12 protein-coding genes are annotated in these 20,092 nt (G+C 62.4%); 7 read left to right on the top strand and 5 right to left on the bottom strand.

Annotated elements, in window-relative coordinates; translation table 11 throughout:
• The first annotated feature begins 55 nt into the window (after positions 1 to 55).
• The 3 genes from SULPSESMR1_RS16365 (at position 56) to polA (ending at position 3,880) form a co-directional block, all read left to right on the top strand.
• Positions 56 to 235 (top strand): zinc-finger domain-containing protein, encoded by a 180-nt coding sequence (locus SULPSESMR1_RS16365; RefSeq protein WP_089421831.1) that lies wholly within the window; start codon positions 56 to 58, stop codon positions 233 to 235.
• Positions 181 to 885: a DUF2459 domain-containing protein gene (locus SULPSESMR1_RS16360; protein WP_089421830.1), complete on the top strand. Its 705-nt coding sequence runs from the start codon at positions 181 to 183 to the stop codon at positions 883 to 885. Before SULPSESMR1_RS16365 ends, SULPSESMR1_RS16360 begins: the two co-directional genes overlap by 55 nt.
• A gap of 196 nt (positions 886 to 1,081) precedes the next feature.
• The gene (gene polA, locus SULPSESMR1_RS16355) at positions 1,082 to 3,880 is read left to right on the top strand and encodes a DNA polymerase I (protein WP_089422374.1); all 2,799 of its coding nucleotides are present in this window, start codon (positions 1,082 to 1,084) and stop codon (positions 3,878 to 3,880) included.
• A 4-nt stretch (positions 3,881 to 3,884) separates the two neighbouring features.
• Here the strand turns inward: polA and SULPSESMR1_RS16350 are convergent, their stop codons facing one another.
• The 3 genes from SULPSESMR1_RS16350 to SULPSESMR1_RS16340 form a co-directional block, all read right to left on the bottom strand.
• Positions 3,885 to 4,112: a DUF2798 domain-containing protein gene (locus tag SULPSESMR1_RS16350; protein ID WP_089421829.1), complete on the bottom strand. Its 228-nt coding sequence runs from the start codon at positions 4,110 to 4,112 to the stop codon at positions 3,885 to 3,887.
• A gap of 111 nt (positions 4,113 to 4,223) precedes the next feature.
• Entirely contained in the window at positions 4,224 to 4,982 is a 759-nt protein-coding gene (locus SULPSESMR1_RS16345; RefSeq protein WP_089421828.1) for a hydroxypyruvate isomerase family protein, read from the bottom strand.
• Positions 4,983 to 5,034: 52 nt separating this feature from the next.
• Positions 5,035 to 5,610 (bottom strand): DUF1285 domain-containing protein, encoded by a 576-nt coding sequence (locus SULPSESMR1_RS16340; RefSeq protein WP_089421827.1) that lies wholly within the window; start codon positions 5,608 to 5,610, stop codon positions 5,035 to 5,037.
• 91 nt (positions 5,611 to 5,701) lie between these two features.
• On the opposite strand from SULPSESMR1_RS16340, the gene SULPSESMR1_RS16335 reads away from it, so the two are divergent.
• The 4 genes from SULPSESMR1_RS16335 to SULPSESMR1_RS16320 are packed head-to-tail and all read left to right on the top strand — an operon-like array spanning position 5,702 to position 12,397.
• Positions 5,702 to 6,712, top strand: coding sequence for an AAA family ATPase (locus SULPSESMR1_RS16335; RefSeq protein WP_089421826.1), 1,011 nt, complete (start codon positions 5,702 to 5,704; stop codon positions 6,710 to 6,712).
• Positions 6,709 to 7,596, top strand: a complete 888-nt coding sequence (locus tag SULPSESMR1_RS16330; RefSeq protein WP_089421825.1) for a DUF58 domain-containing protein — start codon at positions 6,709 to 6,711, stop codon at positions 7,594 to 7,596. Before SULPSESMR1_RS16335 ends, SULPSESMR1_RS16330 begins: the two co-directional genes overlap by 4 nt.
• A complete protein-coding gene (locus SULPSESMR1_RS16325; protein WP_089421824.1) occupies positions 7,593 to 10,355 on the top strand; it encodes a DUF4159 domain-containing protein in 2,763 nt (920 codons plus the stop codon). Before SULPSESMR1_RS16330 ends, SULPSESMR1_RS16325 begins: the two co-directional genes overlap by 4 nt.
• Positions 10,352 to 12,397 carry a hypothetical protein gene (locus SULPSESMR1_RS16320; protein ID WP_089421823.1) on the top strand — a complete coding sequence of 682 codons (2,046 nt, stop codon included), beginning with the start codon at positions 10,352 to 10,354 and terminating at the stop codon, positions 12,395 to 12,397. Before SULPSESMR1_RS16325 ends, SULPSESMR1_RS16320 begins: the two co-directional genes overlap by 4 nt.
• 91 nt (positions 12,398 to 12,488) lie before the next feature.
• On the opposite strand, the gene pbpC is transcribed toward SULPSESMR1_RS16320, so the two are convergent.
• Positions 12,489 to 14,498 carry a penicillin-binding protein 1C gene (pbpC, locus tag SULPSESMR1_RS16315; protein WP_089421822.1) on the bottom strand — a complete coding sequence of 670 codons (2,010 nt, stop codon included), beginning with the start codon at positions 14,496 to 14,498 and terminating at the stop codon, positions 12,489 to 12,491.
• A complete protein-coding gene (locus SULPSESMR1_RS16310; RefSeq protein WP_089421821.1) occupies positions 14,495 to 19,909 on the bottom strand; it encodes an alpha-2-macroglobulin family protein in 5,415 nt (1,804 codons plus the stop codon). Before SULPSESMR1_RS16310 ends, pbpC begins: the two co-directional genes overlap by 4 nt.
• Between the last annotated feature and the right edge of the window lie 183 nt (positions 19,910 to 20,092).

The following is a 20,092-nucleotide window of genomic DNA, read 5'->3' as shown; positions in this document are numbered from 1 at the left end:
TGGGGGTGTTCTTCCGGCCCATAAAGGCGCGACTATCGGACCGATGAGGACGCCCATGACCCTGCAAGCCCCCGAGACCAAAATCGTCGAACAATACCGCGTGGCCTGTGACGGCTCGGAAGGGGCGCTGGGCCATCCGCGTGTCTGGTTGCAGATCCCGATGGATCAAGGCTGGGTCGAATGTCCCTATTGCGATTGCAAATACGTCCACGCAGACCACAGGGCCGACAGCTGAAACGGCTGTTCGTTGCGCTGATTGTCCTGATCTTAAGCTATCCCTGCGCGGCAATTGTCGGCGCATTGGTCCCGTCAGGACGCACCGCAGACACCGGCACGCCCAACCATCAGGTTCTGTTGATTGCGGGGCCCATTCATTACGATTTCATTTTGCCGCTGGACGACATGACGCGCACAACCTTTGCGGACCTGCCCGACGCGGCGCTGATGATGGATATGAACGGTGCGCAAAACCTGCTGATCGGCTGGGGCGCGCATGATTTTTACACCACAGTCGGAAACTATGGCGACGTGACCGCCCGCGCCGCATGGAACGGGCTGACCGGCGACACCTCGGTCCTACGGCTGGATGTGGTCGGCGCAGTGCCCGCCACGCTGGACCTGCGCAGCTTTGCCATGACCGATACCCAATACGCACGGTTCCTGACTGCTCTGCGCGCAACTGTCCGTGGCGACGCCCCACTGGCCAACTCCGGCTTTACCGCCACCGATCTGTTCTATCCGGCCACTGGTCATTTTAACGCCTTTCGCACCTGCAATGTCTGGATCGGCGAAATGGTGCGGGCCGCAGGTCTGCGCTTTGGCCGGTGGACCCCCTTACCCCTGTCGGTCAGCCTGTCGCACCGGTTGTATCAGTCGGCTGGCTGAGCCATGCGTGGCACCTGTGGGATTTGAGTTTATTTGGCAAGATGAAGCTGAAACGGCGGCCCGCCGCTTCTCCGGGCGAGAATACTGCGGGAAGACAGGGCAAAGCCCGAACTAATTCCACGCGCAACAAGCGCGCCATCTGGAAGCTGTGGCTTGCCTGTGGCACAAGACTGCCAAAGCCAGCAGCGAGGATCTCATGTCAGGAAAATTCGGAAAAGGGTGCCACCTGCACCTGATCGACGGCTCGGCGTTTATCTTTCGCGCCTACCATGCGCTGCCGCCGCTGACGCGCAAGTCTGACGGGCTGCCAATTGGTGCCGTCGCGGGGTTTTGCAATATGTTGCAACGCTATGTCGAGGGGAACGCTGGCGGCGATGTGACCCATGTTGCCGTGATCTTTGACAAAGGCAGCCACACCTTCCGCAACGAGATGTTCGACCAGTACAAAGCCAACCGCGAAGCGATGCCCGAAGACCTGCGCCCACAAATTCCGCTGACCCGTACCGCAACCGAGGCGTTCAACATCGCCTGCAAAGAAAAAGAAGGTTTCGAGGCCGACGACATCATCGCCACGCTGGCCGTACAGGCCCGCGCCGCAGGGGGGCGTTGCACGATTATCAGCAGCGACAAGGACCTGATGCAACTGGTCGGCGACGGCGTTGAAATGCTGGATGCAATGAAGAACAGAAGCATCGACCGTGATGGTGTGTTCGAGAAATTCGGCGTCTTTCCCGACCGCGTCGTGGACGTGCAGGCGCTGGCCGGCGACAGTGTCGACAACGTGCCCGGCGCACCCGGCATCGGGATCAAGACCGCCGCGCTGCTGATCAACGAATTCGGTGATCTGGACACGCTGCTGGCCCGCGCGTCAGAAATCAAGCAGCCCAAGCGCCGTCAGACTCTGATCGACCACGCCGACCAGATCCGCCTGAGCCGTGATCTGGTGCAACTGGACGAAAACACCCCTCTGGACTTTACGCTGGACGATCTGGAAGTGCGCGAGCCCGATCCCGATCGCTTGCTGGGCTTTCTGGCCGAGATGGAATTCCGCACCCTGTCCAAGCGCATCGCCGAGGCGCTGCACGTCGAAGCTCCGGTGATCGAGGACAAGACCCCTGCACCCGCCGACATACCCGAAATGGAGGCTGTGCCCTTCGACCCCGACGCCTATGAGCACGTCCGCGATGCCGCCGGTCTGCAAGTCTGGATCGACCGCATCCGCGAGCGCGGCTGGGTTGCCGTGGACACCGAAACCACCGGTCTGGATGAAATGGTTGCCGAACTGGTGGGCATTTCGCTGTGCGTGGACGCCGGACAAGCCTGTTATATTCCGTTGATCCACAAAGACAGCGGCACCGACGATCTGTTCGGCTCGGACGCGCTGGCCGAGGGACAGATGCCGCTGGAACAGTGTCTTGAAATGCTGACGCCCGTGCTTGAAGATCCTGCGGTTCTGAAGATCGGGCAGAACATGAAATATGACGCCAAGATTTTTGCACGGCTTGGCATCACCGTGGCCCCGATCGACGACACGATGCTGCTGTCCTATGCGATGCACGCGGGCCTGCACAATCACGGCATGGATGCGCTGTCGGAACGTTATTTGGGCCACACACCGATCCCGATCAAACCGCTGCTGGGCAGTGGCAAATCCGCGATCACCTTTGATCGTGTGCCGCTGGACAAGGCCGTGGCCTATGCCGCCGAAGATGCCGATATTACCCTGCGTCTGTGGCAAACGCTGAAACCGCAACTGCACCGCGTCGGGGTAACGACAGTTTATGAAACGCTGGAACGTCCGCTGGTGCCCGTTCTGGCCGCGATGGAGCGGTCGGGCATCAAGGTCGACCGTGATACGCTGTCGCGCATGTCCAATGCCTTTGCGCAGAAAATGGCGGGGCTGGAAGACGAGATTTACCAACTGGCAGGCCGCAAATTCAATGTTGGATCGCCTGCGCAGGTCGGCGAAGTCCTGTTCGAAGACATGGGGCTGGAGGGCGGCAAGAAGGGCACCAACGGCAAATATTCCACCGGTGCCGACATTCTGGAAGACCTTGCCACCATCCACGATTTCCCCCGCCGCATTCTGGACTGGCGGCAGTTGAGCAAGCTGAAATCGACCTATACCGATGCGTTGCAGGATCACATCAATCCCGACACGGGGCGCGTTCACACGTCCTATTCCATCGCGGGCGCGTCGACGGGGCGGTTGGCCTCGACCGATCCGAACCTGCAAAACATCCCGATCCGCAGCGAAGAGGGGCGCCGCATCCGCGAAGCATTCGTGGCCGAACAGGGCAAGACCCTGGTTGCGCTGGACTATTCCCAGATCGAGCTGCGGATTTTGGCGCATATCGCGGACATTCCCGAGCTGAAACAGGCCTTTGCCGATGGCATCGACATTCACGCACTGACGGCTTCCGAAATGTTCAACGTCTCGCTTGATGACATGACCCCCGACATCCGCCGTCAGGCCAAGGCGATCAACTTTGGCGTCATTTACGGCATCTCGGGCTTTGGTCTGGCGCGCAATCTGCGCATTCCGCGGGCCGAGGCGCAGGGGTTCATCGACCGCTATTTCGAACGCTTCCCCGGCATCCGCACGTATATGGATGACACCAAAGCTTTTGCCAAAGAGCACGGCTTTGTCCAAACGCTGTTCGGTCGCAAAATCCATACGCCCGAGATCGCCAGCAAAGGCCCGCGTGCCGGTTTCGCCGCCCGCGCTGCAATCAACGCGCCGATTCAGGGCACCGCCGCCGATGTGATCCGCCGTGCGATGATCCGGATGCCTGCGGCGATCGCCGATATTCCCGCCACGATGTTGTTGCAGGTGCATGACGAACTGCTGTTCGAGGTCGAAAACGGATCAGAAGACGCACTGATCGACGCCGCGCGCGACGTTATGGAAAACGCCGCAGATCCGGTTGTTAAACTGGATGTGAAACTGACAGTGGACGCGGGCAAAGGTGCAAACTGGGCCGAGGCGCACTAGCGCCTTAGCCCGGTAGGGTAATCCGCATCACCATCCGCCGTGCCAACGGGGCCACGAACAACACTACTGGAAAGGCCACGGCCCAGCTGGTCAGCCATGCACCCATCCAGATGCCAAAGAAGCCGTCCCAGACCTCGGTTGCGCGCAACATGCTGATGCCCGAGACAATCAGAGACATCATTCCGCTAAGGACAAAACCAAAGACGATGTGGGCATAGCGGGCGGGAATCATTGGCAGACCTCTTGGTGATACGGGCGGGAATTTCCCACGGCCTGCGGCGCGGGTCCAGCCTTGTGTTGTTCAAAATCTCGCAGACAGGCACGCACAAATGGCAGCGTCGTTTCAGCCCAACCGCATCCAGTCCAGTGTTTTACCGGTCGGCCCGCCCGGCGTGTATTCCGCCGACACCCAACCGTCATAGCCGCTGTCGTCAATGGCACGGAATAGCGTCGCAAAATCGACCGTACCCGCCCCCGGCGGGCCACGATCCGGAGCGTCGCCGATCTGGATGTGGCGGATCATCGGGCGCAGTGCCGCAAAGGACGCCAGCGCGTCGCCAGTGATCTCTTGGGCGTGGTAGCTGTCCCATTGCAGCGCCAGATTGTCGGCGCCGACCTCTTCGATGATCCCTGCGGCAAGGTCAAAGTTGTTCAAAAAATAGCCGGGCGCCGAGGCAGGGCACAACGGCTCTAATGTCAGGGTCAGCCCCTTGGGGGCCAGATCGCAGGCCCGTTTCAGGTTTTCCACCATCGTGGCTCGGGCCGTATCCCCCTGCGCCACGCCCGCCATCACGTGAATGAACGACACGCCCAGTGCCTGCGCAAACCGTGTGGCGCGGCGCATGTCATGTGCAAACCGTTCTTCACGTCCTGCAATCGCGGAAAATCCACGATCACCACCAGTGTAATTCGGTGGTGGCGCGTTGATCAAAATCATCTCAAGCGCGTTTCGCCGCAGGGCTTGCTGAATGTCACCCGCGGGAAAGTCGTAGGGAAACAGCACTTCAACCGCCTTGAATCCTGCCTCTCCTGCTGCGTCAAAGCGATCAAGGAACGGCAGGTCGGGCCAAAGATGTGTAAGGTTTGCGGCAAATCTGGGCATAGCTGCAATCTGCCGCACCGCGCACGGCGCGCCAAGTGCTAAACGCGCAGTTTCAGGGCAATTCGTCAGACGGAATGATGCCAAAGAACGCCCCTTTGGACCAAACGCCAAACCAGCCGTCATGATGCGTACCGATATCCACCAGACGGTAAAAACTCTTGCGATCAATCAAGGCCTCAAGATTGCGGCGCACAAGGACATAGGGCGACGGCTCGCCGGTGTCGGCATCGCGTTCGACGCGGATGGGTGTGTCGGGGCCTGCAACGGTGACATCGTCGGTTTTAGTGACAAAGGTCAGTTCCTGATCCTTGCCTTTGCCTTCCACGTCAAAATCGACGGCCAGAAACGGCGCATCCTCGACAGTGATCCCTACCTTTTCGACGGGGGTGACCAGAAAATAACGATCACCTTCACGCTTCAGAATCGATGCGAACATTTTAACCAGCCCGGGTCGCCCGATTGGCGTGCCCTGATAAAACCATGTGCCATCGCGTTTGATCTGCATGTCCAGATCGCCGCAAAAGGCGGGATCCCACTTATCCACGGGCGGCAAACCGCGTGTTTTTGCCGCTTTAATCGACGCAACAAGGCTGTCTGCACTGGGCGTCACGGTTTTTTGTCCACTCATGACTGGATTTTACCCCTTCCGGCTTTTGCTATTTGGCGTTTGCACGATACGTTGTCTGAAGAAGCAATGTAACATGCGAGAGTGAAAAGTCATGAGTGACGCCGAAAACATGGTGGCCGAGATCGAAGCCTTGGGCGAGAAGCTGGCCGAAGCCAAGGCGTCGATCACATGGCGGTTTATCGGGCAGCCACGGGTTGTCGACCTGACATTGACGGCGCTTTTGTGTGGTGGCCACGGTCTGTTGATCGGCTTGCCCGGTCTGGGCAAGACACGACTGGTTGAAACCCTCAGCACAGTGATGGGGCTGGATGGCAACCGCGTACAGTTCACGCCCGATCTGATGCCCGCCGACATTCTGGGGTCAGAAGTTCTGGACACCTCTGCCGACGGCAGCCGCGCATTCCGCTTTTTGCCCGGGCCGATCTTTTGCCAGTTGTTGATGGCCGACGAAATCAACCGCGCCTCGCCGCGCACGCAATCAGCGCTGTTGCAGGCGATGCAGGAAAAAACCGTTACCGTCGCGGGCAAAGATCGCCCTCTTGGCAACCCGTTCCACGTTCTGGCAACGCAAAACCCCATTGAACAAGAGGGCACCTATCCCCTGCCCGAAGCACAGCTTGACCGTTTCCTTTTGCAGATCGACGTGGACTATCCTGATCGCGCGACCGAGCGTGACATCCTGATCGCCACCACCGGCGAGACCGAGGCGCAAGTGGTGCCTGTGTTCTCGGACGGCGAATTGCTGGCGGCACAACGATTGTTGCGCCGGATGCCGGTGGGCGACAGTGTGGTCGAAATGATCCTTGATCTCGTGCGCGCGTTCCGACCAGATGCACCCGATGCGTCGCAACAAGTGCGCGACACTGTGGCATGGGGCCCCGGCCCGCGTGCGTCGCAGGCATTGATGCTGGCAGTGCGGGCCAAGGCGTTGCTGGATGGCCGTCTGGCCCCCTCTGCCGAAGATGTCGTCGATATGGCGCGGCCTGTACTCAGCCACCGTATGGCGCTGAACTTTGCTGCACGGGCGCGGGGCGACAGCCTTGTTAATCTGATCGAAACCACCGCCGCGGGCCTGTCCCGCCGGGGTGAGGCCGCCGCGTGACGCCAAACCCGATCACCTTGCGTCAGACAGCCGAGGATCAGGCCGCGCGCCTGCCCGCGCTGCTGGCCCATGCCGAGCATCTGGCCGGAGCCGTCCTGTTGGGCGACCATGGGCGCAGGCGAGCGGGCACCGGTGATGATTTCTGGCAATACCGTCCGGCGCAGATAGGCGACAGCCGACGCATGATTGATCACCGCCGAAGTGCGATGGGCGATACACAGTTCGTGCGCGAACGCGAATGGCAGATCGCGCAATCGGTTATGCTGTGGTGCGATCAAGGTGCCTCGATGCGCTTTGCCAGCGCCGACACGCTGCCGACCAAGTCCGAGCGCGCGCGCGTTCTGACGCTGGCACTGGCGATCCTGCTGGTGCGCGGCGGCGAACGTGTGGGTCTGACCGGCATCAGCCTACCGCCCCGACGCGGGCGGATGCAGGTGATACGGTTGGCCGAAATGCTGTCGGAGGATTCCGACGACGATTACAGCCCCCCCGAACACCGTGCGATGATCCCCCATGCACAGGCCGTGTTCGTATCTGATTTCATGGGCGACATAGCTGACGTGCAATTGGCCCTGACCAAAGCCGCCGACCGTGGTGTGCGCGGCGTCCTGTTGCATGTTCTGGACCCGTCGGAAGAGGCGTTCCCGTTTCGCGGACGCACCATCTTTGAAAGCGTCGGCGGCACGTTGCGTCACGAAACGCTCAAGGCGAACGACCTGCGCAATCGCTATCTAGAACGTCTGGCTGCCCGCAAGGCAGAACTTCGGCACCTGTGCGGGCTGACCGGCTGGCAATACGGCGAACATCACACTGACAGCAGTGCGCAATCGGCGCTGTTGTGGCTTTACCGTGCGATGGACCGCACCGTGGCGGTGCGCGGATGACGGTTCTGGGAGGCATCGGATTTACTGCACCATGGTTGCTGATAGCGCTGGCAGCCCTGCCTGTACTGTGGCTGATCTTGCGCGCGGTTCCGCCCGCGCCGATCCGCCGCCGGTTTCCCGGTGTGGCATTGTTGCTGGGGCTGACGGATGCCGGCGCCGTGTCGGACCGCACGCCCTGGTGGCTGATGTTACTGCGGATGCTGGCGGTGGCGCTGGTGATCCTCGGGCTTGCCGGACCGGTGATGAACCCGCAAGCCGAGCGCGCCCGCGAAACCGGCCCGCTGCTGGTGGTGCTGGACGGCACATGGGCCGGTGCCGCCCACTGGCCGCAAATGATCGAGACATTGCGAGGCGAGCTGGACCGTGCCGCCGCCGACGACCGTACGGTTGCCATACTGCAACTGACCCGTCCTGAAACACCGGTATTTCAAGCGGCCAACACATGGCCCGCGCGGCTTGCAGGTTTGCAGCCCGAGCCGTGGCAGCCTGACAGCGCGCAGATTGACGTGGCCATTGATTTAATTGCGCAGACCGATGCCGCCAGCGCCATCTGGATCGGCGACAGTCTGGCCTATGAGGGACAGGATAAGGTGCTGGCCGCACTCGAGGCGCTGGGGTCTCTGTCGGTGATCCAATCGGGACAAAATACATTGGGCATGACACCCGCGACCTATGCAGATGGTGCCGTGCAACTCTCGGTCCTGCGCGCCGCAGGTGGACCTGCCCGCGCCATCACACTGCTGGCACAGGGCCGCGATCCGGCGGGCAACCCGACCACGCTGGCCACAACGCAGGCCGCATTTTCCGATGGTGCGACGGATGCGCAAACTGAAATGGTGCTGCCCGCCGAACTGCGCGCCCGCATCACCCGTTTCGAGATTCAGGGCGGACGCAGCGCCGGTGCGCTGACCCTGACCGACGACAGCCTGCGCCGCCGCGAGGTCGCACTGATCGCTGGCCGCACCGACCGTGAAGGGCTCGAGCTGCTTTCGCCGCTACACTATCTGCGGCAGGCGCTGGCCCCGACCGCCGACCTGCTCGATGGCGCTTTGCCTGACGTGCTGCCCGCCAACCCCGATGTGATCGTGCTGGCGGATGTTGCAACCCTGACCGACAGCGAAACCGCTAACCTGACCGCGTGGACCGAGAACGGCGGACTTTTGTTGCGCTTTGCCGGACCGCGTGTTGCCGCAAGCGATGTCAGCCGCGATACGATTGACCCGCTAATGCCTGTGCGCCTGCGCAGCGGTGGCCGTGCAGTTGGTGGCGCAATGAGTTGGGGCGAGCCCAAATCGCTGGCTCCTTTCCGTGACAGTTCGCCGTTTTTCGGCCTGAACATCCCCGAAGACGTGCGTGTCAGCGCGCAAGTCATGGCACAGCCCGGCCCCGATCTGGCCGAACGGGTTATCGCTGATCTTTCCGATGGCACGCCGCTGGTCACCCGCAAACGCATTGGTCAGGGGCAGGTGGTGTTGTTCCATGTGACGGCCAATGCCGAATGGTCCACCCTGCCGCTGTCAGGTCTGTTTGTGGAAATGCTGGAACGGCTGGCCGTGTCGTCTGCCACCGCCGCACCCGATGCTGCCGATCTGCAAGGCACCGTCTGGCAACCCGAACAGGTCATGGACGGATACGGCACGCTACGCGACGCGGGCACTTTGCCTGGCATTGAAGGCCCCGCGCTGGTCGAGGCACCACTAGGCCCGCAAATGCTGCCCGGTATTTATGCTTCAGACGACCGGTTTCTGGCGCGCAACGTCTTGGGGGCAGATGCGGTTCTGACTCCCACGACCTGGCCATCGCGCATCACTGTCACCGGCTTTCGCAGCGCCCCGCCCGAAGCTTTAGGCGGCTTGCTGATGGCAATGGCGCTGCTGTTGCTGGCCGTTGACGTTGTCGCCTCTCTGGCATTGTCGGGGCGGCTGGGGTCGACCCGTGGTGCCGTGGTCGCATTGGCCTTGGTGCTTGCGCTGCCGCAAGGGGCCGATGCCCAAAGCACCGACATCCAGCGCGGCATCGAAGCCGCCTCCGAGGTTGTTCTGGCCCATGTGCTGACCGGCAACGCCGATGTGGACGAGATTGCGCAGGCCGGACTTCGCGGCCTGTCCGATACATTGTTTTTCCGCACCTCGGTCGAACCTGCCCTGCCAGTGGGCGTGAACCTCGAGACTGACGATCTGGCGTTTTTCCCATTGCTCTATTGGCCGATCACCCCCAACCAGCCGCGCCCCTCAGCAGAAGCCTATGCGCGGCTGAACGATTACCTGCGCTCTGGCGGGCTGATCCTGTTCGACACCCGCGACGCCAATGTCGCAGGCTTTGGCACAGCCAGCCCCAATGGCCGCAAGTTGCAGGATCTGGCCGCACCGCTGGACATTCCCGCCTTGGAGCCGGTGCCCGGCGATCATGTGCTAACCCGTACATTCTATCTGTTGCAGGACTTTCCAGGCCGCTACACCAGCCGCGATGTCTGGGTCGAGGCCGCGCCACCCGGTGCTGAACAGGTCGAAGGAATGCCATTTCGCAACCTCAACGACGGGGTCACACCCGTGGTGATCGGTGGTAACGACTGGGCTGGCGCATGGGCGGTTGATGCGTCGGGCAATCCGATGTTGCCTGTGGGCCGCGGCTTTGGCGGTGAACGACAGCGCGAACTGGCCTATCGGTTTGGCGTTAATCTGGTGATGCATGTGCTGACCGGGAACTACAAAAGCGATCAGGTCCATGTGCCTGCGTTGCTGGATCGGCTGGGCCAATGACCGGGTCTGTGATCTTTGACCCGCTGCTGCCATGGACGTGGCTGATCACGCTGGCAGTGGTTGCGCTGGCAGGTGTGGCACTGGCCCTGATCCGCGGATTGCGCGGCTGGGCATTGCGCGGGGCGGCGGCGCTGGTCGTACTGACTGCATTGGCCCAACCCTCCTATCTGGTCGAAGACCGCGCACCGCTCAGCGACATTGTTATTCTGGCCGAAGACACCAGCGCCTCGCAAAGCCTGCCGGGGCGCAGCGAACAGACCGCAACGGCCGCCGATGCGTTGGAGACACAGCTGGCCGCGCGCCCCAATACCGAAGTTCGCCGGATCACCGTGCCCGACGCAGAAGGTGACGGCGGCACCATGCTGATGCGCGCCCTGTCCGATGCGCTGGCAGAAGAGCCACAGGCACGGGTGGCAGGCATCATCGCACTCAGCGATGGTCAGGCGCATGACGCCGATATGGCGCTGGCCCTTCCCGCGCCGTTGCACCTACTGCAATCGGGTTTTGCCGACGACTGGGACCGCCGCCTGACCGTGGTCGGCGCACCGGCCTTTGCCATCATCGGTGAACCCGTCACGCTGACCCTGCGGGTCGAAGACATGGGGGCCGCACCCGCATCCGAACCCTTTGCCGAGCTGGATATTTCAGTCGATGGCGAACCTGCCCAACGCTTCCGTGTGCCTGTGGGTCGGGACATTGACCTGCCCGTGACCCTGCCCCACGGCGGGCGTAACGTGATCCAGTTCACCACGCCTACCCAACAGGACGAGCTGACCGCCCGCAACAATACCGCGCTGATCCAGATGAACGGCGTGCGTGACAGGCTGCGTGTGCTGCTGGTCTCGGGGGAACCGCACGCAGGCGGGCGCACATGGCGTAACCTGTTAAAATCGGACAGCTCTGTCGATCTGGTCCACTTCACCATTTTGCGTCCGCCCGACAAACAGGACGGGGTGCCAGTGGGTGAACTTAGCCTGATCGCTTTTCCCACGCGCGAGCTGTTTCTGGAAAAGGTCGACGACTTTGATCTGATCATTTTTGACCGCTACAAACGGCGCGGCATCCTGCCTGCACTCTATCTGGAAAACGTCGCCAATTATGTGCGCAATGGCGGTGCCGTTCTGGTTGCGGCGGGGCCGGATTTTGCAACCGCCGACAGCCTGTTCCGCTCGCCTTTGGGGGCAGTGATCCCCGCCGTGCCCACCGCACGCGTGCGCGAAGAGGCCTATCGCCCCAAGGTCACTGAACTGGGCGAGCGTCACCCCGTCACCACCAATCTGCCGTCGCGTGGCGACTGGGGCCGCTGGCTGCGCCAGATCGACGTTACGCCCAATTCCGGCAATGTGGTGATGTCAGGCATCAACGACAGTCCGCTTCTGGTGCTTGACCGCGTCGGCGAAGGGCGTGTGGCGTTGCTGGCCTCGGATCACGCTTGGCTGTGGTCGCGCGGCTATGAAGGCGGCGGGCCGCAACTGGAGTTGCTAAGGCGTCTGGCCCACTGGATGATGAAAGAACCCGAACTGGAAGAAGAGGCGCTGACCGCCTCCGCAACTGGCCAGTCAATGCAGATCGAACGCCGCACCTTGGGTGACACCGTGCCGCCTGTGACCATCACAGCGCCCGACGGCTCCACATCCGAATTGGCCCTACGCAATGTGGCCCCCGGCCAGTTTATCGCAGACTACCAAGGCCCTGAAATCGGACTCTACCGGTTGGAAAACGGCGATCAGACTGCGGTGATCGGTCTTGGCCCCGCTGCCCCGCGCGAGTTTATCAACACCGTTGGCACCGCCGAACTTCTGCAACCGGCTGTGGACAGTACGCGCGGCGGCGTCATGGCGTTGGAAGACGGCCTGCCCGATATCCGCAACGTACGTGAAGGCCGCCCCGCCTCCGGACGCGGCTGGATCGGCCTGACCCCGCGCAATGCGTTCGAAACACGCGATGTGCGCGCAACGGCCCTGCTGCCGGGATGGCTGGTGTTGATGCTCAGTGCATTGTTTATCGTCAGCGCATGGCTGCGCGAAGGCCGCCGCCGTTAGTGCGTTTCAGGTGTCACCCCAGACACGCGCCAATCCTTCACCTTGCCAAGTAAACTCTGTGGTGAGGCCGCAGGCCGAGGGGCAGCGCCCCTTACTGCGCAACTTCAATTTCGACCGAGGCAGACCGACCCGTCGCGTCCACCACTGAAATCCGGCTGAACCCTGCACCATCCAGCGCCAGCACCACTTCGCGGTGTTGCAGTCCGGACGCCACCGGCGCACCGTTCAGCATGACGGTCAACGGCAACTGTCCACCGCGCAACTTTACCGTCAGCCCGTCGCCGCCCACCAGCACCGCGCCGCTGGGCGGAAAGGCTACGGTCAACGTATCCGCCGACCGCACCGCGCCATAGCGGGCATCGAAACGTTGCAAGGGTTGCGGCAACCGCGCCGTGGGCACGATCAACGTCTCGGGCGGAGGTGGAGGCAGCGGGTCGCGGGCGGATTTCAAGCGGCCAAACGCCTCGAACAACACCGGCGCTGCCAGATCTCCGCCAAAAGCCCCCGGCACTGGTGTCCCATCGGGCCTGCCCATCCACACGCCAATCACATGCCGTCCGTCAAAGCCCACAGCCCAAGCGTCGCGGTGCCCATAGGATGTACCCGTCTTATAGGCCAGCCCGATCACGCCCGCACCCGCAGGCGGCGGGATGTCCGCCAGGATATCGCCCACCTGCCATGCCGCCGCGCGCCCGACCAAGCGGGTCAGCGGCGTATCAGGGGCTTCGGATTCAAGATGCAACCGCGGCCCTGCGCCTCCCTCGGCCAATGTGGCATAAAGCTGGACCAAATCCGTTAACGTCAAGCCGACACCGCCCAGCGCCACCGCAAGGCCCGGTTGTCCCTGCACCACCGGCGTGGCCCCGCTGCGGCGCAAGGCAGCCATCAGACGTGCAGGCCCCAGCGCTTCGGTCAGTGCAACAGGCGGGATGTTCAGTGACAGTTGCAAGGCCTTTCGTGCGGTGATGTCGCCCCGAAACATGCCGTCAAAGTTCTGCGGCGCATAACGGCCAAAGGCAGTCGGGCGGTCTGGCATGATGGTTTCGGGGTGGGCCAGCCCACGGTCAAAGGCCAGCGCATAGATCAGCGGTTTGAGCGTCGATCCCGGCGAGCGCAGCGCGCGGGTCATGTCGACAAACCCCTGCGCGCCGTTCCCGTCTGCATAATCCGCCGACCCGACCGAGGCGAGCACTTCGCCAGTATGATGATCCGCCACCAGAATGGCGGTTGAAACGCCGCGTGCTTGGTTACCCACTGCCCGTGCGGCCAGCGTCTCCAGAGCGTCCTGAAGGCGCGCATCCAGCGTGGTGTCATGGCGCATGGCCAGCGGATCGGCGGCCACCAGATGATCGCCCACATGCGGCGCAAGGCGTGGCATCTCGGCCATGCGCAAGGGCAGTGTCGCGTGTGTCGCAGGCAGGCCCAGACGCGCCAGAACGCGGTCGCGGGCTGCTTGGGCCGCTTGTGGATTGCGGTCAGGGCGTCGCCCTTCGGGGGCTTGGGGCAATGCGATCAGCAGCGCTGATTCCGCCGGGGTCAGACGTTTTGGCGGTTTTGCGAACCACGCGCGGGTGCCGGACTGGATGCCCTCAACCGCACCGCCATAGGGCGCGTGTTGCAGGTAAAGGGTCAGGATCGCGTCCTTTTCCAGCCGCCGTTCCAGCGCCCAAGCCACACGCATCTGGCGCAGTTTGCCCGCCCATCGCCCGGTGCCCGAGTTTTCCAGCAAACGAGCCACCTGCATCGTCAGGGTCGAGCCGCCCGAAACCACATCGCCATTCCATGCCGCCTGCCCCACCGCACGCAACAGCGCCACAGGGTCAACGCCGTTATGGCGTGCAAAGCGTTTGTCCTCGTAGGCCACCAGCATCTGCACAAAGGATGGATCGACATCGGCCAGCGTCACCGCCAACCGTTGGCGACCGTCTTCGACCGGATAGGCGCGCAAAAGCGTGCCATCGCGGCTGCGCACTTCGACCGAGGTTTCGGCCAGCACCGGTGGCAGCACGGTGGCCGAAACCCAATCGTCCCACGCATCGCGCAGGCCCGCTGTCAGGGCAAGACCCAGCGCCAGCGCGATCAGGCTGCGCCCGCCGATCATGGCGTGACGGTCACGCGACCCGTTGCCGTTACCGCGCGGTATTCGGGTCGGTACATATCCTGCACCAACGCCGCCGGGTGGTGATAATCACCCGGGCTGATCGCCCGTACCACATAGGCCAACTGGAACGGCGCGTCTCCGCGATGGTCCACCGCCGCGACAAAGCGCTCGGCGCGGAATTGCGCAGTTTCCGTCTCGGCCAACTTCAGCCAGTCCAGCGCACGGATGTCACCAGCACGCAGCAGGTTGGGATTGTCGATCTCCAATCCGGCCGGCAGCGCGTCATCGACGATCAAACGCGCGCCCACTTCCTCGAACGGTTGAATGGTCAGGACCACAACACGCCGCTCGCCAGTTGCAAACGGGCCATCCACAGGCGCGCCCTGCAGCGTATAATAGTCACGTTTTATCGCGTAGCCATATCCACCCGCATCCGGCGCGACCACAGGCACGCCATAGGTGGTCAGGGTTACGTCGGTGGCCGCGCCCGACACGTTGCGGATGCTGCGCGCCGCACCTCCGGCCTCGAGCGTTTCGATCACCGGCCCGCTGGCGGGTTGATCATCGACCGTCAGGCCGGGGTTGGCCATATCAGCGCCCAGCGCTTGGGCTGCCATCAGAACCTGCGCCGCCTCTTGCGTAGACAGGGTACGGTTGACGTTGCCGATACGCGTGGCCACGGCACTGCGGTCGATGGCGTTGCTGCCCGACAGGGCCGCCAGTTTCAGCACCGCAGCGGCGTCGCGCAGCGGAGTGCCGAAATCAGATCGCCACCGCGTCGTTTCCCGCGCGCTTTGGTCCATTTGCGCGCTGGCTTTGGCAAACAGTTGGTCGGCACGCAACTGATCCCCGTACATCGCCAGCGCAGCCCCCAGTTGGGCAGTGGCCAGCGGTGTGCCAAAATCGTCGCCCTTGGTGTCCGCGTAGTAGCGCAGGTCGCCCATCGCAGCGGCCCCGTTGCGGGCCAGAACCAGCAACGCATAAGCGATGTCTTCGCCGCCTTCGTCAAAGTCGGGGGCGTAGTTCACACGGTTTTTCAGGTTGTCGATTGCCAGATCATAGGCAAGATCCGGCACGACAAATCCCTTGGCACGCGCCTGTGTCAGGAAATCGGTTACATAGACGTCCAACCAGAATTCACCCGACTGCGCGCGCCACAGGCCGAACGCACCGTTGCTGTCCTGACGCGCCAGAACACGGCTGACAGCGCTGTTGATGCGCTGTGGCAGGTCTGTGATCCCCGCTGCGGGGGCAAAATCGGAAAGGTACAGCAAAGGCAGCGCAGACGAGGTGACCTGTTCGGTGCAGCCATATGGGTAGCGATCCAGTTGCGTCAGCAGCCCCGGCACGTCGAACCGCGCAAGCGGACCAGCCGCCAGCGTCGCCCGCGCAGCACCCGGCTTCAGCCCCACCAGCACGTTGTCGTCAAAGGTAAAAACCTCGCCCGCGCCAAGGCTGAACCGTCGCGTTGTCGCGGTTTCAGGATCCGTCACGCGCACGCCCAGCGCCAACGTTTTGGTCAACTCTTTGCCCGCGGGCGTCGTCAGCGTGACAGTGATGTTGTAATTGCCAGTCTCGGAGGCGCTCAGTGGTACGGTGATGCGCTGGGTGGCTCCGGTTGCCAGATCGAATGCGCTCGGCGCATCGCCCAGTTGCAGCCCATCGGAAGCAAGCGCGAGTTGCACAGTGCCGCCCGGCCCGTCTGCGTGAACCACATCCAGCAGCAAACGGCTGGAGTCTCCGGGAGCAAGGAACCGCGGCAGCGCCGCTGTGACCACCACGGGATCGCGGGCCAGTACTTCCGTTTGCGCCTGACCTACCGCAGAGGGGGTCCACGCTACGGCCATCAGGCGGATGGTGCCATTGAATGCAGGGCGTGGGATGGTGACCGTGGTGGTCCCGTCCGCACCCACAGTAACGGGGCCGGCAAACCACGCCATCAGTTCTTCGGTCGGCGGTGGCGCTTGCAGCCCGTCCTGACCGGCAGCGTCGCCGCCGGATCGCACGGTGCCCAAAGCACCGTTCATTCCGTCGATCAACCGGCCATAGACATCACGCATTTCGACGCCCAAACGGCGCTGGCCAAAGTAGTGCCCAGACGGATCGGGGGCCTGATGGCCGGTGAGGTTCAAGATACCCACATCGACCGCTGCCAATGTGACAAAGGCAGTTTCGCCTGCGATGATACCCTCGACCTTGATGGTTGCGTCAAATCGGCCTTTCTGTCCGTCCACCGTATCTGGCGCGGTGACGCTGACCGCCAATTGCTTGGCAGCAGGGTTCACAGCGGCATGGGCCACGCCCAACGCACGCGCGGGATTTTGCCCCGCCTGCACATCCATCGGACGGATCACTGCGGCCGTTACATATGCGCCCGTCCCCCAATCCGCGCCAACGGTCAGCGGCACGATGTTTTCGCCCGCAGTCACTTCGATCACGCGGCGTTCGATCACGCGGTTCGATGCCACGGTGATCAACGCGGTGCCATCATAACGTGGCACAAGGCGCAATTGCGCAGTATCGCCTACGGCGAAACTTTCACCGTTCAACGACACATCCAGACGATCGGGTGTGTCGGCGCCTTCACCCGCACCATACCAGCCTGCGTAGAAGTTAACAGCAGAGGCCACGTAGGGCGCGCTGGCGGATTCTACCACAAGTTCGTATTCGCCCCATTCGGTTGCCGCTTGCACTTGCGTCGGTTCCTGACCCAGCGTTGCTGACCCCGAGGCGACGCGGATGCGGCGGGTGGTCGGTTCCCAGTTCCAGTTGCCGTACATTTGATACCACTGGTAGCGCGTCTCGATCCGGTTCACGGTCCACTTCACCGGCAAGGATCCTTCGGTTGCGATCAGGTCAAAGCGGGCTTGAGACATTTCAGGCAGCACATCGTCGAAGGCGGGATTGATCCCGATCATCACCCCTTGGTGTGCGATGGGTGCTGTGATTTCGCGTTCAACCGGACGCCCCGACCCTTCGGAAACGCGCACGGTTACGCGCGCTTGCAGAAGTTGCCCTTCGGGATCGGCTTCGGGCAGGGTCAGCGGCAGGGTTGCGCGGCCGTCTGCATCGGTGCGGGCCGCATCCATATATCGGGTGCGGGGTGAAAAGCGGATGTCGTAGCGGCCAAAGCTGTAGCCGGGCCAGTCGTCCAAACCGTCGCGCCGCATCAGGCGCACATCGCCTTCGATGGCCAAATTTGCGCCCGCCGCGCCAAACAGATAGCGCGCGTCGATCTGCATGGGCGGGGTGTCCGTCAGACGCAGCGGCGCATCGGGCAGGGTCAGGTCGAAATCAATCCGTTCGGGCAGGAAATCCTCGACCAGAACGGTTTGGGTTGCCAACGGGGCGGCATCCAGATCGGATTTCAGATCCAGTCGCCAAGCGCCGCGCGGCACATCGGTGCCAAGGGGCAGATTGAACACATGCCCGCCTGCGTTCGGGTCAGTTGACAGCGTTCGACTGTATTCCACACCATCGGGGCGCGTCAGGATCGCGGTCAGCGGAAGGCCCGAAATGGCCTCTGCCTTGCCATCACGGGTCAGCGCAGTCACATTGATGACATCGCCCACACGATAGGCTCCACGGTCGGTCGCCATAAACGTGTCGATCGGCGGCGCGGGCGGTCGGCCTTCGACGCCACGATCAGACAGATCGAACGCGGGATCGGTCAGCGGCAGAAAGGCCATATCTTCAGGATTGTCATCTGCGCCGATTTGCGCCACCAGCAACGCTGGCGCCGAGGCACCGGTGCCACGCACCAGACCGGCATCAAACCTGGCAAAGCCATCCGCGCCTGATGTCGCCTGTCCTAGCACCACATTGGCACGCGAGACCAGTGTCAGCGTCACACCCGACTGCGCCTGTGCCGTGCCCAGCGAACGGGTCGCCACGGTCAGCCCGTCAACGCCCTGCCATGTGGACAGGCCCAGATCGGTCAGCACAAACCACTGGCTGGCGGTCGCAGTGTCATAGTCTTCGACATCCGGCTGGCTGGCGGTCAGAACGTAGATGCCCGTAGGTTGCCCCGCCAATGCATCCCCCAGCGGCAGACGGGTTGTTGTGTCGACGTTCAGATCGTTTTGCACCTCGGCGGTGCCGGTCCAGACCTCTTGTGCGATCTCGTCCGCGAACTGGCGATCCTGATAGTAAGACATCGGCGCGCCGAAATAGCTTTCCTGAATGGCGCGCAGCAGGTTGCGATCCGACACACGGCGCAGCGCCAGATCGACCTGTGGCATGTTCACCGTTTCGATCGGCAGCGCTGCATCGGCGCTGCGCGGCAATACATAGGCCCGTCCCGGGAACCGCACCAGCGGCGCACGGTCGCGCACATACAGGTTCAGCGTGACATCGCGGGCCAGCGTTTCACCGCTGGCAGCGGGCAAACCGCTGCGCAGGGTCACTTCGTAGCGGGCGCCATGTTCAACGCCATCCATACACAGTTGGCGGTCTTCGGCCTGCACCACTACGCCATCGGCGGCAATGCGCACAAAAGGCTCGTAATCAACCCCCGACGCAGCAAGGTCTTCGGAAAATTCGGCGCAAATGCGCGGGTTGGCGGCGTCGTTGTCCACCCGATGTTCCACCACGCGAAAGCCATATTTACGGATCGCATCTTCCAGATCCTTGTCGATGTCGTCACGCGGTTGAATGTCATAGGCCAGACGTAACGCCGGGATCATATCGCGGCCACGGTTCAAAGCTTCCAGTGCTTCGGCCATGCCTTGCAGTGCGGCGGCCTTAGCCCCTGCGCCGTCGGCCCGCAAATAAGCGTTAATGGTCGCAGGAAGGGCCTCGCGACGGGACTGACGGCGAAAATCGGATGGATCAGAAGTACCAAGCCGCAGCGCGTGATATGCCCAGTTTTCCCACAGATCGCCACGATCAGTCAGCGCAAGCGCGGCCCCCATCCAGCGCATTCCGGTAACGCGGTTGTTCTGACCGAACGCCTTGGACGCGGCATCAAGAAGCTGCTCGGCGGTGCGGTCGTTCACGGCAAAGCGGATCGCAAAGCTTTCGGCCAGCTTGCGCGCGGCATCAAGATCACTGGCATCAAGGAACTGCAAATCTGCGACACGCGCGGACTGTTGGGCAAGCACGCGCGGGTCCGCCGGCACGCGTTCGGCAGAAAAAGCCCCCTCGTAAGGTTGGCGTTGGGTCAGTGCGGATTTGGGAAAGCAGGCGTTGGAGCGGCTGTTGAAAGTAAAACCGACACAGGCGGCGTCGGCGCTGCAAGCGTTGGTGCAGGCGGACTGGGTTGTGTCAAACAGCGGCGTCAGATCGGCGCCGTAAAAGTCCACGTCGCGCGAATAGACAAAGCGATGATCGGGTATGATGTCTTGTGCGAGAGCACCAGAAACCAAGGACATGAACGTAATTGCAAATACTACAAGAATGCGCGGTACCATAATAATCTCCAACTCAATTGTCGGAAACCGTGCCACGACGCCGCCCCACTTGGCAACGATTCATCGGGGAACTGTGCTGTCACACAAAACCGTTTGGTTCATATTTTACTGAAGATACCCGTGGCCCGATTGACCCTGCACAACCTCTATCGTACCTGAATTGCAAAGGAGGTACGGAATTTA

The organism is Pseudosulfitobacter pseudonitzschiae (genome assembly GCF_002222635.1).
Lineage (GTDB): Bacteria > Pseudomonadota > Alphaproteobacteria > Rhodobacterales > Rhodobacteraceae > Pseudosulfitobacter > Pseudosulfitobacter pseudonitzschiae_A.
This window is presented reverse-complemented; position numbering and strand designations above follow the sequence as displayed.

What these genes read in the sequence shown, in the direction of transcription:
- SULPSESMR1_RS16365 (WP_089421831.1), top strand. Translation starts at nt 56, where the DNA reads ATGACCCTGCAAGCCCCCGAGACCAAAATCGTCGAACAATACCGCGTG.
- SULPSESMR1_RS16360 (WP_089421830.1), top strand. Translation starts at nt 181, where the DNA reads ATGTCCCTATTGCGATTGCAAATACGTCCACGCAGACCACAGGGCCGA.
- polA (WP_089422374.1), top strand. Translation starts at nt 1,082, where the DNA reads ATGTCAGGAAAATTCGGAAAAGGGTGCCACCTGCACCTGATCGACGGC.
- SULPSESMR1_RS16350 (WP_089421829.1), bottom strand. Translation starts at nt 4,112, where the DNA reads ATGATTCCCGCCCGCTATGCCCACATCGTCTTTGGTTTTGTCCTTAGC.
- SULPSESMR1_RS16345 (WP_089421828.1), bottom strand. Translation starts at nt 4,982, where the DNA reads ATGCCCAGATTTGCCGCAAACCTTACACATCTTTGGCCCGACCTGCCG.
- SULPSESMR1_RS16340 (WP_089421827.1), bottom strand. Translation starts at nt 5,610, where the DNA reads ATGAGTGGACAAAAAACCGTGACGCCCAGTGCAGACAGCCTTGTTGCG.
- SULPSESMR1_RS16335 (WP_089421826.1), top strand. Translation starts at nt 5,702, where the DNA reads ATGAGTGACGCCGAAAACATGGTGGCCGAGATCGAAGCCTTGGGCGAG.
- SULPSESMR1_RS16325 (WP_089421824.1), top strand. Translation starts at nt 7,593, where the DNA reads ATGACGGTTCTGGGAGGCATCGGATTTACTGCACCATGGTTGCTGATA.
- SULPSESMR1_RS16320 (WP_089421823.1), top strand. Translation starts at nt 10,352, where the DNA reads ATGACCGGGTCTGTGATCTTTGACCCGCTGCTGCCATGGACGTGGCTG.
- pbpC (WP_089421822.1), bottom strand. Translation starts at nt 14,498, where the DNA reads ATGATCGGCGGGCGCAGCCTGATCGCGCTGGCGCTGGGTCTTGCCCTG.
- SULPSESMR1_RS16310 (WP_089421821.1), bottom strand. Translation starts at nt 19,909, where the DNA reads ATGGTACCGCGCATTCTTGTAGTATTTGCAATTACGTTCATGTCCTTG.